The sequence below is a fragment of the Kitasatospora sp. NPDC127116 genome, assembly GCF_042677365.1.
Classification (GTDB): domain Bacteria; phylum Actinomycetota; class Actinomycetes; order Streptomycetales; family Streptomycetaceae; genus Kitasatospora; species Kitasatospora lactacystinica.
The window spans coordinates 69,495-84,718 of the sequence record NZ_JBHXTL010000023.1; the positions used below are offsets into that span (position 1 = coordinate 69,495).

The 15,224-nt window shown below is 75.0% G+C and carries 12 protein-coding genes; 6 read left to right on the top strand and 6 right to left on the bottom strand.

Annotated elements, in window-relative coordinates; genetic code table 11:
- Positions 1-23: 23 nt before the first annotated feature.
- The 4 genes from ACFVHV_RS12535 to ACFVHV_RS12550 form a co-directional block, all read right to left on the bottom strand.
- The gene (locus ACFVHV_RS12535) at positions 24-1,391 is read right to left on the bottom strand and encodes a serine hydrolase domain-containing protein (RefSeq protein WP_380351052.1); all 1,368 of its coding nucleotides are present in this window, start codon (positions 1,389-1,391) and stop codon (positions 24-26) included.
- Between the two features lie 797 nt (positions 1,392-2,188).
- A complete protein-coding gene (locus ACFVHV_RS12540; protein ID WP_380351054.1) occupies positions 2,189-2,740 on the bottom strand; it encodes a gluconokinase in 552 nt (183 codons plus the stop codon).
- Between the two features lie 8 nt (positions 2,741-2,748).
- The gene (locus ACFVHV_RS12545) at positions 2,749-4,119 is read right to left on the bottom strand and encodes a glucose-6-phosphate dehydrogenase (protein WP_380351056.1); all 1,371 of its coding nucleotides are present in this window, start codon (positions 4,117-4,119) and stop codon (positions 2,749-2,751) included.
- Positions 4,116-5,945, bottom strand: coding sequence for a glycoside hydrolase family 15 protein (locus tag ACFVHV_RS12550; RefSeq protein ID WP_380351058.1), 1,830 nt, complete (start codon positions 5,943-5,945; stop codon positions 4,116-4,118). The genes ACFVHV_RS12545 and ACFVHV_RS12550 overlap by 4 nt, the downstream gene beginning before the upstream one ends.
- 280 nt (positions 5,946-6,225) lie before the next feature.
- Between ACFVHV_RS12550 and ACFVHV_RS12555 the strand changes: the two genes are divergently transcribed.
- Entirely contained in the window at positions 6,226-7,272 is a 1,047-nt protein-coding gene (locus tag ACFVHV_RS12555; RefSeq protein ID WP_380351060.1) for a lactonase family protein, read from the top strand.
- A 36-nt stretch (positions 7,273-7,308) separates the two neighbouring features.
- Here the strand turns inward: ACFVHV_RS12555 and ACFVHV_RS12560 are convergent, their stop codons facing one another.
- The gene (locus tag ACFVHV_RS12560; RefSeq protein ID WP_359903904.1) at positions 7,309-7,767 is read right to left on the bottom strand and encodes a universal stress protein; all 459 of its coding nucleotides are present in this window, start codon (positions 7,765-7,767) and stop codon (positions 7,309-7,311) included.
- A 313-nt stretch (positions 7,768-8,080) separates the two neighbouring features.
- Here ACFVHV_RS12560 and ACFVHV_RS12565 point away from each other — a divergent pair, with 313 nt between their 5' ends.
- From ACFVHV_RS12565 to ACFVHV_RS12580, 4 genes are all read left to right on the top strand, one after another.
- The gene (locus tag ACFVHV_RS12565) at positions 8,081-8,839 is read left to right on the top strand and encodes a class I SAM-dependent methyltransferase (protein WP_359903906.1); all 759 of its coding nucleotides are present in this window, start codon (positions 8,081-8,083) and stop codon (positions 8,837-8,839) included.
- Positions 8,840-9,132: 293 nt separating this feature from the next.
- Positions 9,133-10,674 (top strand): Y4yA family PLP-dependent enzyme, encoded by a 1,542-nt coding sequence (locus tag ACFVHV_RS12570; protein WP_380351062.1) that lies wholly within the window; start codon positions 9,133-9,135, stop codon positions 10,672-10,674.
- Entirely contained in the window at positions 10,671-12,005 is a 1,335-nt protein-coding gene (locus ACFVHV_RS12575; protein ID WP_380351064.1) for a pyridoxal-phosphate dependent enzyme, read from the top strand. The genes ACFVHV_RS12570 and ACFVHV_RS12575 overlap by 4 nt, the downstream gene beginning before the upstream one ends.
- A gap of 12 nt (positions 12,006-12,017) precedes the next feature.
- Entirely contained in the window at positions 12,018-13,208 is a 1,191-nt protein-coding gene (locus ACFVHV_RS12580) for an aminotransferase class V-fold PLP-dependent enzyme (protein ID WP_359903912.1), read from the top strand.
- A 74-nt stretch (positions 13,209-13,282) separates the two neighbouring features.
- On the opposite strand, the gene ACFVHV_RS12585 is transcribed toward ACFVHV_RS12580, so the two are convergent.
- Complete coding sequence (locus ACFVHV_RS12585) at positions 13,283-13,915, bottom strand: BTAD domain-containing putative transcriptional regulator (RefSeq protein ID WP_380351066.1); 633 nt, start codon at positions 13,913-13,915, stop codon at positions 13,283-13,285.
- A 583-nt stretch (positions 13,916-14,498) separates the two neighbouring features.
- Between ACFVHV_RS12585 and ACFVHV_RS12590 the strand changes: the two genes are divergently transcribed.
- Positions 14,499-15,224, top strand: a 726-nt coding sequence (locus tag ACFVHV_RS12590; RefSeq protein ID WP_380351068.1) for a S8 family serine peptidase, incomplete at its 3' end; no start/stop codon positions are given.

Sequence of the window (15,224 nt, forward strand, 5' to 3'; positions counted from 1 at the left end):
CTACGGCTGCGGGGCCGACCGGCTCAGCCGGCGGCGGCCCGGCGGGCCGTGCGCCCGGAGACCTGCACCCGGTCGACGCGGCCGGTGGCCAGGTCCCGGTGGAAGCGTCCGCCGGGCTCGGGGCGGCCGGTGTCGGGGGCGAGCAGGTCGTAGGAGAGGTCGGTGTAGCAGCGCAGCGGGATCGGCGGGTCGCCGTCGACCGAGAGGGTGGCCGTTGCGTCGCCGGCCGCCTCGATCCGGTAGCGGACCGAGCCGTTGCGGTAGTCGCCCGCGCATCCGGCCAGGGTCCCGGGTTCGGCGAGCGGCACGGGTCCGCGCGCGTCCACCGGTTCGATCGCCGCGGGCACCCGCAGCCCGGCCGACTCCTCCAGTTCGGCCGCGAGGTCGCGCCAGAGCGCGGTGGCGGCGCCGGCGTTGCCGGTGAAGGCGACCACCACTCCGCTGTCCGGGTCGGCCCGCAGGTGGCAGGAGGTGCCCATGGCGTTGCCGTCGTGGCCGCACCAGAAGCGCCCGTCCTGCCGGTAGAGCGCCACGCCGGCGCCCCAGCCGTCCGCGAGCGCTCCGGGCCGGGCGGCGGGCTGCGGGCGGCGCATCAGCTCGGCGACGTCCGGGGGCAGCGTCTTGGACCGGCCGACCAGGGCGGCGCCGAGGGCGGCGAGGTCCGCGGCACTGGCCAGCAGGGCGCCGGCCGGGGCTTCCAGCGGGGCCAGGTTCTGCCGGACCGCCCGGGGCCGGCCGGTCGCGGCGTTGAGCGCGTGGCCGGCGGCGACCGGTCGCCCGGGCGCGGCCGTGTCGACGAACACCGGCCCGGTGCCGAAGGGTTCGAGCAGCAGGGCGCGCGCCGCCTCCTGCCAGGGCATCCCGGTCACCGTCTCGACCAGGCGCCCGGCGGCGACGTAGCCGGCGTTGGAGTAGGAGAAGTCCGTCCCGGGCCGGAACAGCGCGTCCGGGGCGGTGCACACGGCGGACAGGTAGCGGGTGGCGGTGGTGCGGGCGGCGGCGTCGGAGTCCGGCCCGGTGGGCAGTCCGCCGGTGTGGCCCAGGAGGTGACGAATCGTTACTTCAGGCAGCTGCCGGAGCTCCGGAAGGTACTCGGCGGCCGGCTCGTCGAGGTCGAGGTCGCCGTCGTCGGCGAGCAGCATCACCAGGGCGGCCGTGTAGGGCTTGGTGAGCGATCCCACCGGAACGGCGGTGTCCTCGGTGAAGGGCTCCGCGGTGGCGGTGTCGGCCACCCCGGTGTGCAGGGCGACGGTCTCCGCGCCGGTGTCCAGCACCAGCTGGGCACCGGGCACCCGGTGGGCGCGCGCGAGCGTGTCGAGCCGGTGCTGCAGCTCGCTGCGCAGGACCTGCGGCACCCGTTCTCGTACGGGCGCCGGACTGGCGTAGGGCATGGCGGAAGCTCCCGTTGACTGGTTCTCGGGTGCGGGCGCGCCGGGCGCCCGCAAGGGAATTGCGGATCGGAGTGCGGCACAGCGGGGAATTTCCGGCCGTCGGCGCCGACCGCTTCAGGACGCGCGGGAACGAGGGGAATCGTGGGAAGCCCCGTCGCCCACGACCGGCCGGCCCGGCATCGGGAATCCCCGGGGCACCGGCGACCGGGCGCCGCCCCCGCCCTCGCGGAGCCGTTCCGGGGGCGCATCGACGTGCCCGGGGCGGACGGTGCGAATGCGACCCGAATTCCCCGCCGCACGATGAACGGCGGGCCGGCGCGCGGTGAACCGCGAACGGCCGAATACCCTACCCCGCCGGAACGGTCGGACAGAATCCCGTCCCCCGGCGACCAGCCGCTCTCCCGGCCCCCACCTGCGCAATGGCCGTACCCGGCATGTCCATCCCCCCTGTTTGCGATCCGTCCCCGCACCCGTCGTGCGGAACGCGCCGACGCGGCCGGGGAGCCGCAGAATCCCTGCCGTCCCGAACGCCCGGACGACGAACGCGCAACAGTCTTCACGGCGGGTCAGCCGCTCGCAACCCCTTCCGATTGAACGGAAAGCGACTCCGTCGGTAATCGGAACGCCAAAATCCCTGGTGCGACTCCCGGCCGTGCCCGGAGCACCCGAGAACGGGCTCGAATTCTTTGGCCGAAAATATGAGGTTCAGATCTCACCAGCCACTCGAACAGCTATTCGCAGCAATATCCGAGTGATTTCCCGGACGACTGTGACGGAAGTGCCGGAATACAACGGAATCAATCGGGTGAGCCGTGAGTGAAACCGCCCGGACCCGACAACAGGTCCAGCGCGGCGTCGACGAGCACCCCGGGGGCCGGGCCGACGTCCAGCACCGCACCCCGCTCGTCCGGCTGGAGCGGTTCGAGCGCGGCGAGCTGCGAACCGAGCAGCGACCCCGGCATGAAGTGGCCGGTGCGCCCGCCGATCCGCTCCGCCAGCAGCTCGCGGCTCCCCGTCAGATGCAGGAAGAAGGCGTCCGGGCCGGCCTCCCGCAGGACGTCCCGGTAGCGCCGCTTCAGCGCGGAGCAGGTCACCACACCGCCGGTGCCCGCCGCATCCCGTTCGCGCAGCCACCGCCCGACGGCCTCCAGCCAGGGCCGGCGCCGCCCGTCATCGAGCGGGATGCCGGCCGCCATCCGGGCGATGGAGTCCGGCCGGTGGAAGTCGTCCCCGTCCGCGAAGGGCACCCCCAGGCGTTCCGCGAGCAGCCGGCCCACCGTCGACTTGCCGGTGCCGGCCACCCCCATGACCACGACGCACGGGGCGCGGCGCTCGTTGCCCGGGGCCATCGGCGCCCCTACCCCCAGAACTGCGGGGGCGGCCCCTGCGAGCCGGCCGGGTACTCCTCCAGCGGCACCAGGCCCCGCTCCCAGCCGGCCAGCACCGGTTCGAGCACCCGCCAGGCCTCCTCCGCCTCGTCGCCGCGGATGGACAGCGCCGGGTCCCCGTTCAGGACGTCCAGCAGCAGCCGGCCGTAGGCGGGCAGCTCCTGCGGGTCCATCCGCGCGGTCATCGAGAACGGGGCCAGCCCGTGGGCGTGGGCGCCGATGCCGGTCAGGTCCAGGGTCAGCCCCTCCGGCTCCAGTTCGAAGCGCAGCACGTTGGGCCGGGCCTCCTCGCCCCGGCCGAACGGCAGGTGGGGCACCGGGCGGAAGTGCACCGCGACCTCCTTGCGGTCCTCGCCCAGGGCCTTGCCGCTGCGCAGCCGGAACCTCGTCCCGGCCCACCGCCAGCTGGTCAGCTCAAGTTCCACCTCGGCGAAGGTCTCGGTGCGGCGCTCCGGGTCGACGCCCTCCTCCTCGGCGTAGGCGGGGACGTCGCGCTCCCCGATCCGGCCGGGCAGGTAGCGGGCCCGGCGGGTGCGGTGCACCACGTCGTGCTCGGTCAGCGGCCGTACGGAGCGCAGCACGTCCACCTTGCGGTTGCGCAGGTCCCGTTCGCCGAGCGTGATCGGCGGCTCCATGGCCACCAGGCAGAGCAGCTGCAGCAGATGGTTCTGGATCATGTCCTTGAGCGCCCCGACCTGGTCGTAGTACCCGGCCCGGCCCTCCAGCGCCAGCGTCTCGTCCCAGACGATGTCCACCTCGGAGATGTGGGTGCTGTTCCAGATCGGCTCCAGCACCCGGTTGGCCAGCCGGCTGCCGAGGACGTTCTGGACGGTCGTCATGGCCAGGAAGTGGTCGACCCGGAACACCGCCCGCTCCGGCAGGAGCTCGGCGAGCAGCCGGTTCAGTTCCTGGGCGCCGGCCAGGTCCTCGCCGAACGGCTTCTCCAGCACGATCCGGCTGCCGGCCGGCAGGCCCGCCGCGTGCAGGGCGGTGATCACGGCGGGGAAGAGGGCCGGCGGGAGGGCGAGGTAGACGGCCACCGGCCCCTCGCCGGCGACGACCGCGGCCACGTCCGCGGGGTCGGTGACGTCGGCCCGCCGGTAGCGGACGGCGGCCGCCACCGCCTCCCTGGCCCCGGCCGGGAGGTCGCCGGCGTGCCGGTCGAGCCTTGCCGCGGCCCAGCCGCGGTACCGCTCGGTGTCCCAGTCCTCCCTGCTCGCCCCGGTCACCCGCAGCGAGTCGCCGACGTGTCCCGCCGCCCGCAGCGCGGCCAGCGCCGGCAGCAGGAAGCGGGCGCTGAGGTCCCCGGTCGCGCCGAGGATCGCGAGCCGGTCGATCATCCCCGCCCGCCCGTCCTCGCCCGGCCGAGGCTCACACCGCCGGCGATGATCCCGATGTGGCTGAACGCCTGGGGGAAGTTGCCCATGAACTCTCCTGTGGACGGGTTGATCTGCTCGGACATCAGCCCCAGCGGGCTCGCCCGGGAGCACAGCGAGTCGTACAGCTCCTCCGCCTCCTCGATCCGGCCCTGGCCGACCAGGTTCTCGACCAGCCAGAAGCTGCACAGGACGAAGGCGCCCTCGTCGCCCGGCAGGCCGTCCGGGGACTCCTCGTGGAGGTAGCGGTAGAGCAGCCCGCCGCCCGCCGACAGGCGCTCGGCCACGGCCGCGGCGGTCGCCACCATCCGCGGGTGGTCGGCCGGCACCACCTGGCGCAGCGGCAGCGCGAGCAGGCTCGCGTCCAGTGCGCCGCCGCCGTCCAGGTGGGCGCTGAGGGTCCCGGCGTCCTCGTCCCAGGACTGCTCCAGGATGAGCCGGCGCAGCTCCTCGGCCGAGGCGCGCCAGCGGTCCGTCCCGGCGGGCCGGCCGAGCCGCTCGCCGATCCGCGCGGCCCGGTCCAGGGCCACCTGGCACAGGCCCGCCGAGTAGGTGAACACCCGGCCCTCGCTGCGCACCTCCCAGATGCCCTGGTCCGGCTGCCGCCAGGCCTGCCCGGCGGTGTCGGCCAGCTTGGCCAGGCCGGCCCAGAGCGCGGGCTGGATCTCGCCGCCGGCGCGCAGCCACTGCTCGGCGCAGTCCAGGATCTCGCCGTACACGTCGTGCTGGCGCTGGTCGGTCGCGCCGTTGCCCCAGCGCACCGGGGCGGAACGCTGGTAGCCCTCCAGTTCGCCGTCCTCGATCTCGTCCGGCACCGGGCCGCCCCGCAGGTCGTACATGATCCGGGGCCCCCGGCTGGCCTCGAAGGCGTCCAGGACCCAGCCGAGGAAGGCGTCGGCCTCGCCCCGGAAGCCGATCCGGCGCAGCGCGAACACGGCGAACGCCGCGTCGCGGATCCAGCTGTAGCGGTAGTCCCAGTTGCGGATCCCGCCGATCGGCGCGGGCAGCGAGGAGGTGGGCGCCGCGACCAGCGAGCCGTTGGCCCAGTCGTCGCAGAGCTTCAGGGTGATCGCGGCCCGCCGGACCAGGGGCTCCCGGGGGCCGTCGTACGAGAAGTGCCCCATCCAGCGCCGCCAGGCCTCGGCGGTGCCCTTCAGGGTCGCGTCGGCGTCGAAGCGGTGGTGGCGGTGGAAGCGGCCCCAGGACAGCACGAGGTCCAGGCGTTCGCCCTGCCGCAGCTCGTGGGTGCTGTGCAGGCCGGTCAGCGGACGGTTGGAGCGCAGGTGCAGGCGCAGGTCCGGGCGCCGGTGGGGCCGCACCTCCAGTCCGCTGAACAGGGCCCGGGCCTGCGCGCCGCCGCGCGGCTCCAGTTCCGCGCGCAGCCGGACGGTCCCGTCCAGCACCACGGCGGAGCGCACGAGTTCGCCCCGGTCGGCCGGTACGTCGTCGGTGAGGTCGGCGCCGGAGCGCAGGGTCAGCGCGTCGGTGACGCGTACCAGGCCGGTGGGGCCGCGCAGTTCGGTGATCAGGACGCCGGTGTCCGGTTCGTAGCGCTGCCTGGCCTCGACGAGGCCCTCCGGGGCGAGGGTGAAGTGCCCGCCGCGCGCGTGGTCCAGCAGGCCGCAGAACAGCGGTTCGGAGTCGAACCGGGGCAGGCACAGCCACGGGATGGCACCGTCCAGGCCGACCAGGGCGGCGGTCGCGCCGTTCCCGATCAGGCCGAGGTCCTCCAGCGGCAGGTAACCCTGGCGCCGGTGAACGGGCCGGAACGGTGGGTCGGGGTCGTGCATGCCGCCTCGCTTCCGCAGTGCCGGGGAGTCGGTCGAGGGGGAGGTGGTCCCGGTGCGGCTCCCGCTCCGCCGGCGGCCGGTGACCGGCCGCGCGGCCGACGGCTCCCACCTTCCCGGGGATCGGGCCGGTCCGCGATCCGGCCGCTGCCGGCTGCGGTGCATTCCGGTGAAAGACCCCGGCCCCCGCGGCCCGCCGCCGCCCGCGCGGCCCTGCCGGGCACGGTGGGGCAGCTGCTAGCGTCTGAGCCCGGACGATGGACGGCGGACGGCGGAGGTTGCTGTGGTGGACAGGGGCGCGGAGCGGGCCTTCATCGGGTCGTTCACCTCGACGGGCGGGCGCGGGATCGTCCTGGCCGCGCTGGACCCGGACACCGGGGCGCTGACCGCCACCGGGGCCGTCGACGCCGTGGACCCGTCCTACCTCGCCCTCGGGCTCGCGACGGGCGGCCCCGTGCTCTACGCCGTGTCCGAGACGGCGCCGGGCGCCGTCACCGCCTACGACATCGCCGGTCCGGTTCCCCGCCCGCTCGGCGCCCCGGTCCCGGTGGACGGGGACCACCCCACCCACCTGAGCCTCGTCCGGGGCCGGCTGCTGACCGCCAACTACGGCTCCGGCAGCGTCAGCGTGCTGCCGCTCGCCGCCGACGGCACCCCGCGGCCCCCGAGCACCGTGCTGCGCCACCGGGGCAGCGGGCCGCACCCGGACCGCCAACGGGCCCCGCACGCCCACCAGGTGCTCCCCGACCCGTCGGGGCGCTGGGTGCTCGCGGTCGACCTCGGCACCGATTCGGTGCGGATCTGCGCCCTGGACCCGGCGACGGGAGGGCCGGCCCCGCACTCGGAGACCGCGCTGCCGCCCGGCACCGGTCCTCGGCACCTGGCCTTCCACCCCTCCGGCCGCCACGCGTACGTGCTCGGCGAGCTGCGCCCCGTGGTGACGGTCTGCCGCTGGGACGCGGCGGCCGGGGCCCTCGAACCGGTCGCGGAGGTCCCGCTGTTCCCCGAGGGCTTCGAAGGCCCGGTCTCCCCGTCGGCCCCGGTGGTCTCCCCCGACGGCCGGTTCCTGTGGGCGGCGGAGCGCGGCACCGACACCATCGTGGTGCTCGCCCTCGACGGGACGGGCGAGCGGGCCCGGGTGGTCACCTCGGTGCCCTGCGGCGGCCGCTGGCCGCGGGACCTGGTGCTGGGCCCCACGGGCGCCCGCCTGTACGCGGCGAACGAGCACTCCGGCGACGTCACCTGGTTCGAGGTGGACGGCGCGACGGGCGTCCCCCGCCGGGCGGGCTCGCTGGCCGTCCCCTCGGCGTCCACCGTGCTCTTCGGCTGACCGCGGCGCCGGGTCCGCCCCAGGGCGCCCGGCCGGTCACTCCTCCTCGGCGCGGACCACCACGACCGGGACGGTGGCGTGCCGGGTGCAGTGCTGCGCCACCGAGCCCAGCAGCATCCCGGTGAAGCCGCCGAGGCCGCGGCTGCCCACCACCAGCAGGTCCGCCCCCCGGGCCGCCTCGACCAGCGCCCCCGCCGGGGTGCCGTGGCGCGCCTCGGTGCGCACCTCGACCGGCGGCCGCTCCCCCACGGCCTGCCGGACGGCACGGTCGGCCTCCTGCCGCGCCCGGCCCTCCAGCGCCGCCTCGTCGGTGATCCCCGGGGGGAACCAGCCGCGGGCGCCGTGGTACGTCGGGTACTCCCAGGCGATCACCGCCACCACCGCACCGCCGGTGAGCTCCGCCTGGCGCACGGCCCAGCGCAGCGCCCGCCGGGACGGCTCCGAGCCGTCCACCCCGACCACGATGCGGCCCTTGTCCTCAGGCCGGTCGGCCATGGCTCCTCCTCGACTCGACGGCGGCGGAGGATCGCACCGGTCGGTGGTCCGCCGTCACCGGGCTCGGTGTCCAGCCTGGTACCGACCGCACCGGGCGCGCAGTGCGGCTGGTCCGGGCGGGTGGGTGGGCCGCGGCCGACGACGGGCGGGTCCCGGGTCGGCGGCGCGGGCGCACCGACTGGAAACCCGCACATGAAAACGGATATCGTTTCGCCGGATCCCCCGTGCCGGACCGGTTGCGGGGCCATATGAACATGACAAACACTGGCAGAAGGCGAAGCCTCGAATGCGCACGGACACGGCGGGAGTCGGGATGCGAGTGGACGCCGCGCTGGCCGGGACCTGGGTGGACCGCTGGGAGCGCCAGCAGGAGCGGTACGCCGTGGAGCGCGAGGAGCGCTTCACCGTCATCGCCGACGTACTGGAACAGACCGTCGGACACCGCGGGCGGCCGCTCGTCGCCGATCTCGGCAGCGGCCCCGGCTCGCTGTCGGCGCGCGTCGCCGCCCGCCTGCCGCACGCCGAGATCCTCGCCGTCGACATCGACCCGCTGCTGCTCGCCCTCGGCCGCGCCCGGCACCCCGAGGTCGCCCGCTGGATCGAGACCCTGATCGGCCGCCCGGGCTGGATCGGGGACCTCGGGCTCGACCGCCCGCTGGACGCCGTGGTGTCCACCACCGCGCTGCACTACCCACCGCCGGACGCGCTGCTCGGGATCTACCGCGACCTCGCGGGCGTGCTGCGGCCCGGCGGCGTCCTGGTCAACGGCGACCACCTGATCCCCGAGGACCGGCCGCTCGCCGAGCTCGCCCTCGCGATCGGCCGGCGCCGCGCCCAGCGCCGGGGCGCCGACGCCGCCGAGGACTGGTCCCAGTGGTGGGCCGCGGCCGGGCGGGTCCCCGAGTTCGCCGACCTGCTGACGGCCCGCGAGCGGCAACTGCCCCCGACCGACGGCGCCGGCAACGGCCTGTCGGCCGCCCGGCACGGCGAACTGCTGCGGGAGGCCGGCTTCCGGCAGGCCGGACCGGTGTGGCAGTACGGCACCAGCTCCGTCCTCGTCGCCCTGCGCTGACCCCGGCCCGGAAAGCGATCCGGAGCGACCCCTCCGGGAGGCGATCCGGAGCACCGGTTTCCGTACCGGCACAGTCTTTGCGAGCGCGTGGCACACGCGCCCTGTTGATCACCCAGGGAAACGGTTAGCGTTTCCCTCGGTCGCCGACGCCCGCCGCGGTGGGAGCCGCACGCGGCGTCCGACCGCGCGCGCCACGCCGACGCGCGGACCGCCGGGGGACGCGGGCCGACACGGGGCAGCCTGTCGGCGGCTGCGGCCCCCTCCGCCGACTTCTCACGGAGAGCTGGTTTCGCATGCGGCCCTTACCGCTGTATCTCGAACCACGGCTGGAGCCCCCGCTCCGATCCCTCCTGGAGGAACGCGACCTCCTCCACACCCTCACCGACGCCCTGGGATCGCCCCTCAACCTGCTCCTGCCCGAGCAGATCGCCGAGAACCTGGCACGCTTCCAGGCCGTCTACCGCAAGCACCACCTCACCGGCCGGATCCACTTCGCCCACAAGGCGAACCGCTCCAGCGCCCTGGTCCGCCGGCTCGCCGCCACCGAGGCCGGACTGGACGTCGCCTCGCTCGCCGAGCTCCAGCACGTGCTCGGAGCCGGCTGCCCGCCCGAGCGGATCATGGCGACCGGGCCGAAGAACCGCGAGTACCTCTGGCTGGCGGCCCGCACCGGCGTCACCGTCCACCTCGACTCCCGCGCCGAACTCGACGACCTGGCCGACCTGGTGCGCAAACAGGCCCTGCCCCCGGTGCGCGTCATGCCCCGGCTGTCGGGCTTCCGGGCCCCGGGGACCACCGTCCTCACCCGGCCGAGCCGGTTCGGCACCGACATCGGCGAGCTGACGGAGCTGATCGACGCGCTCGAACGCCACCGGGACGCCGTGGAGACGACCGGCGTCGCCTACCACCTGGACACCACCGGCGTACCGGAGAAGGCCGTCGCCCTGGAAACCTGCATCACGGTGCTGAACGAGTGCCGGCGCCGGGGGCTGCGGCCCCGCACCGTCGACATCGGCGGCGGGTTCGGGGTCGACTACCTCGCCGACGCCGGCCAGTGGGAGCGGTACACCACCGAACTGACCCGTGCCGTCCTGGGCAAGCGGCCCGCGCTGACCTGGCAGGGCCACGGCTACGGGCTGCGCAACGAGTCCGGCAGACTGCGCGGCACCCTCGGCCTGTACCCGGCGCACCGCCCGGTCGCCGCCGAGGCCTACCTGGACGAACTGCTCTCCTGCCCGGCGCCCACGCTCGGACGGCCGCTCGGCACCCTGCTGCTGGAGAACCTGTACGACCTGGCGGTGGAGCCCGGCCGGGCACTGGCCGACCAGTGCGGGGCCACCCTCGCCCGCGTCCTGGAGGTCCGGCACACGGCGGCCGGCGAACACCTGGTGCGGCTGGAGATGAACGCGCGGGACGTCGGCCTGGAGGAGCACGGGGTGCTGATGGACCCTCTGCTGATCCCCCGGCCCGGTGCGCCGGCCACGCCCGGCGCGTCGGACGGCCCCTCGGACAGCCGCTCGGACGGCTCACCGGACGGCCCGCCGGGGGACCCGGTCGGGGTCTACCTGATCGGCAACCTCTGCCTGGAGACCGACCTGATCACCCGCCGGACGGTCTTCCTGCCCCGCCTCCCCGCCCCCGGCGACCTGCTCGCCTTCGCCAACACCGCGGGCTACCTCATGGACTTCAGCGCCGGCCGCGCGCTGCGCCAGCCCGTGGCGCGCAAGGTCGCCGCGTACCGGCAGGACGGCGCCTGGCGCTGGCGCCTGGACGAGCAGTACTGGCCCGTCGACGTGACGGCCGCCGCAGGACACCGGGGGGACGGACAGGCATGAGGTACGACAGCATCACCGACGCGATCGGCAACACCCCGCTGGTCCGGATCGACCCGGCGGTCACCGGCCTGCGGCACATCGACCTGTACGCCAAGCTGGAGATGCTCAACCCGTTCGGATCCGTCAAGGACCGCGCCGCCTGGAACATGACCCGCGAGGCCCTGCCCGGCGCCGTCGAACGCGGCGACACCGTCGTGGAACTGTCCAGCGGCAACACCGCCAAGGCACTCGCGCTGATCGCCGGCCTGCACGGACTGCCCTTCAGGAGCGTCACCAACCGGATGAAGGTCCCCGAGGTCAAGGACCTGCTCCTGCTGCTGGGCGCGGAGATCGAGGAACTGCCCGGCCGCACCGAGTGCCTCGACCCGACCGACAACGACGACCCGCTCACCCGCATCCACCGGATGCTCTCCGAGACGGACTCCGGCTACCTGCACACCGACCAGTACTACAGCCCGCTCAACCTCGACGCCCACCTCACCGGCACCGGGCCGGAGATCGTCCGGGACCTCGACGGCCGCGCCCCCGACCACTTCATCGCCTGCGTCGGCACCGCCGGTTCGTCCACCGGCGTCGCGGCCGTGCTGCGCGCCCACAACCCGGCCGTCGAGGTGCTCGGACTGGTCGCCCACAAGTCCGACTTCATCCCCGGCATCCGCACCATCGACGAGGTGCACGAGGTCGGGCTGTTCGACCCCGCCACCTACGACGCCATCGCGTCGGTCACCTCCGACCAGGCCATCGAGGGCATGCTCACCCTGCTGCGCCGCTGCGGCCTGCCGGCCGGCCCGACCGGCGGCGGCGCCCTCTTCGGCGCCCTGCGCCACCTGCGCACCGTGGACGCCGAGTTGACGCGACGGGGAGGCGGCGAACGGCACACCGCCGTCTTCATCGTCTGCGACCGGGTGGAGAGCTACCTCAGCTACGTCCGCCGCCGCCGGCCCGAGCTGTTCAACCAGCCCGCCCGGCCGAACTCGGTGGAGGCCGTGACCCCGGCCGAGCTGGCCGCCGCCCGGACCGTCGAGGTCGACGCCGCCCGGAAGTGGATCGCCGAGGACCGGCCGCTCGTGGTCGACCTGCGCGGTCCGTTCGCCTACGCGGCCCTGCACATCGAGGGCTCGATCAACATCGTCGACGAGCTGTTCGACGAACTCCTGCACGGCGGACTGCCGTTCGGCACCCACCAGCCGGTGCTGCTGGCCTGCCCGGTCGGCGAGAAGTCCGCCCGGTACGCCGCGCTGCTCGCCCGGATGGGACACCGGGACGCGCGCAGCCTGACCGGCGGCATCATCGCCTGGCGCGACGCGGGCGCCCCACTGGTCCGGGACTGAGCGGAGCCGGCCATGACCACCCTCACCGAGCTCCACGACTGGCACCGCGACCTGCGGGCGCAGTTCCCCATCATCACCGGCAACCCGGACCGGGCGTACCTGGACAGCGCGGCCACCTCGCAGAAGCCCCGGGCGGTGCTCGACGCCGTCCAGCGCTACCTGACCACCGCCAACGCCAACGCCGGCCGCGGCACCTACACCTGGGCCAACGCCACCACCGCGCTGGTCGACCGCACCCGCACCCGGGTCGCCCGCTTCCTCGGCGACCCGGCACCGCAGCAGCACTCCGGCGTCCACTTCGTCAGCGGCACGACCGAGGGGCTGCGCACGGTGGCCCGGGACTGGCTCCCCCACCACCTGCGGGACGGCGACGAGATCATCGTGCCGTTCGCCGACCACCAGGCGAACGCACTGCCGTGGCTGGAGGCCCAGCGGCTGCTGGCCGGCCAGGGCGTGCGCATCACGGTGCGCGAGCTGCCGTACGACCCGGCCTCGCACGACTACGACCACCGCGCGCTGGCCGGACTCGTCACCGACCGCACGGCGTTCGTCGCCGCCACCCATGTGCACCACGTGTACGGCGGCGACATGAACGTCCACCGCATCCGGGCCGCGGTCGGCCCGGACGTGCCGATCTGCCTGGACGCCGCGCAGAGCGTCGGCCACCTGCCGGTGGACGTCGGCACGCTGGACGTCGACTTCGTGGTCTTCTCCGGACACAAGGCCATGGCCCTGCCCGGCACCGGCGCGGTGTGGGCCCGCAACACCCGGGGCCCGGTCTTCACCCCCGGCGGCTGGAACGGCACGCCCAACACCTGCGGGATCGCCGCCCTGGAGGCCGCCCTGGACTGGCTCGACGCCGCCGGGCCGGACCGCGTCCGGCGGTGGAACACCGCCCTGGCCGCCCGGCTCACCGACGGGCTGCGCACCCTGGACCCGTACGAGGTCCTCGGCTGCCGGTCGAGCCTGGCCGCCGGTTCCGCGGTCCAGCAGCGCGAGGGCATCGTCACCTTCCGGCACCGCGGGATCGGCTCCAACGACCTGGGCTTCGTCCTCGACAGCCACGGCCTGATGGTGCGCGCCGACGGGCACTGCCAGGCAAGGGCCGGGGAGCGCGAGAGCTCGGTGCGGGTGAGCCTGCACGTGTACAACGGCCCGGAGGAGATCGACCGGCTGCTCTCCGTGCTGCGCGGGCTGCGGTAGCGGCCCGGCCCGGGCGCGGCGTTCCGCGCCCGGGCCGCTCCGCCGGCGTGGAGTCGGGCGCCGCCGGCGGGCCGTCACATCCGCTGGAGGTTCCGCACCAGTCCGGTCATCTTCGGCGAGGGGGCGACGTTCAGCTCGCGCTGCAGGAACGAACGGTAGTGCTGGTACGAGCGCAGCGCGCTGGCGAGGTTGCCCTCGGCGAGGTGCACCTCGACCACGATCCGGTGGGCCGTCTCACGGACCGGGTCGATGGCGATCGCCGCCAGCGCGGTCTGCAGCGCCGACAGATAGCGCTCCGCGTCGCACAGTTGGTGCGCCAGACCCTCCAGGGCGTACAACCGCAGCTGGTCCCACCGCTCCCGCTCCAGCGTCAGCCACTCCTCCTCCCAGCCCGGCAGCAGCTCGGCGGCGAGGTCGTCCACGATGTCGTCGCAGCTGACCGGCAACCGGTCGAGCCCGGACACGACCTGCCGTGCGGAGCAGCGCGCCGACCGCAGGTCCACCCGGACCGCCGGGGCGAGGCGCAGCCACTGCCCCGGGCTCTCGACCGGTATGGCCCGGCCGCGCCGCACGTGATAGAGGGCGGTGCGCAGGTTCGCGGCCGAGCGGTGCTGGGTGCAGTCCGGCCAGAGCCGTTCGGCGACCGCCCCGCGCTGGACGCCGCCGTCGTGCAGGGCGAGGAACGCCAGCAGGTGCTGAGCACTCACCGGAAGGGACACACAGCGTCCCGCGTCGGTGGCCTCGAAGCCCCGCAGTAGCTCGATGCCCGGACCGTCCCACAACACACCCCCACTCTGTCCCGACAGTCCGTCGCCCGCACCCGTTCGGACATGCCCCGGTTGCGGCCGGGGCCCGTCACGGCCGTGTCCGTCCGGCCCCGGACCACCGTCGCGCGTGCGTCGCACGGACGTTGTGACGACGTCACGGTGACGCCGCCCGGGCGTCACGGCCGTCGTCGCCGACCGTGACGGCAACGCCCCGCAGTCGACCGGCCGACACCCTAATGGGCCGCCCCCGAACGGGTGTTGGAGAAGCCGCCGATCCGTCGTGGCCATCCGGCCCGGTCCGCGGGACCGCCGGCGGTCACGGCGCGTGCATCGACCGGGCCGTGACGCGGCGAACGGCCGCGGCGGATCCGCCACGAGGACGCGACGCGTCCGCGACGGCGCTCCCGCGCCGGCCGTGACGCTCCCCGGCACACTCCCGCGACGGCCGCCCCGTTGACTGGCACCACCTGCTGCCCGGCGGAGCGCACCCGAAGCCCCGCCCGACACCGGAAGGCGATTCCCCATGAAGGCCAGATCGGTGCTGCACGACGTCCGCGCCCCCGAGGACGAACTCCTCGGCGACCCGGCCGTGTGCATCGCCGTCCTGGACGGTCCCGTCGACCTGTCGCACCCCTGCTTCGCGGGCGCGGACCTCACCCGGCTGGACACGCTCGTCGCCGAACCGGCCGGCAACGGCCCGATGTCGCTGCACGGCACCCACGTCGCGAGCCTGCTCTTCGGCCGACCCGACGGTCCGTACGCCGGGATCGCCCCGCGCTGCCGCGGACTGGTCCTGCCGGTCTTCACGGACGCGGGCGAAGGCCGGGTGCCGCAGCTCGACCTGGCCCGGGCCGTCGAACGCGCCGTGCAGGAGGGCGCGCACATCATCAACATCAGCGGCGGCGAAGCCGGCACGGACGCCCAGCCGGACCCCATGCTGGAGCGGGCGCTGCGGCTGTGCGACGAGAACGGGGTCCTGGTGGTCGCGGCCGTCGGCAACGACGGCTGCGACTGCGCCCAGGTGCCGGCCTCCGTCCCGACGGTGCTCGCCGTCGGCGCGGCCGGACCCGACGGCGAGCCGCTGGACATCAGCAACTGGGGCTCCGCGTACGCCGCCCACGGCGTGCTCGCCCCCGGGAGCGACATCGAGGGCGCCGCCCCGGGCGGGGGGGGGGCCGCCCCGGGGGCGTATAAACAAATCCGAGCCCCCCCGACACACACCCCAGGGGGTTTGGGGGGGGGGGGTGTT

Coding starts and splice junctions, on each gene's coding strand:
- ACFVHV_RS12580 (WP_359903912.1), top strand. CDS start 12,018: ATGACCACCCTCACCGAGCTCCACGACTGGCACCGCGACCTGCGGGCG.
- ACFVHV_RS12570 (WP_380351062.1), top strand. CDS start 9,133: ATGCGGCCCTTACCGCTGTATCTCGAACCACGGCTGGAGCCCCCGCTC.
- ACFVHV_RS12550 (WP_380351058.1), bottom strand. CDS start 5,945: ATGCACGACCCCGACCCACCGTTCCGGCCCGTTCACCGGCGCCAGGGT.
- ACFVHV_RS12565 (WP_359903906.1), top strand. CDS start 8,081: ATGCGAGTGGACGCCGCGCTGGCCGGGACCTGGGTGGACCGCTGGGAG.
- ACFVHV_RS12575 (WP_380351064.1), top strand. CDS start 10,671: ATGAGGTACGACAGCATCACCGACGCGATCGGCAACACCCCGCTGGTC.
- ACFVHV_RS12535 (WP_380351052.1), bottom strand. CDS start 1,391: ATGCCCTACGCCAGTCCGGCGCCCGTACGAGAACGGGTGCCGCAGGTC.
- ACFVHV_RS12560 (WP_359903904.1), bottom strand. CDS start 7,767: ATGGCCGACCGGCCTGAGGACAAGGGCCGCATCGTGGTCGGGGTGGAC.
- ACFVHV_RS12545 (WP_380351056.1), bottom strand. CDS start 4,119: ATGATCGACCGGCTCGCGATCCTCGGCGCGACCGGGGACCTCAGCGCC.
- ACFVHV_RS12540 (WP_380351054.1), bottom strand. CDS start 2,740: ATGGCCCCGGGCAACGAGCGCCGCGCCCCGTGCGTCGTGGTCATGGGG.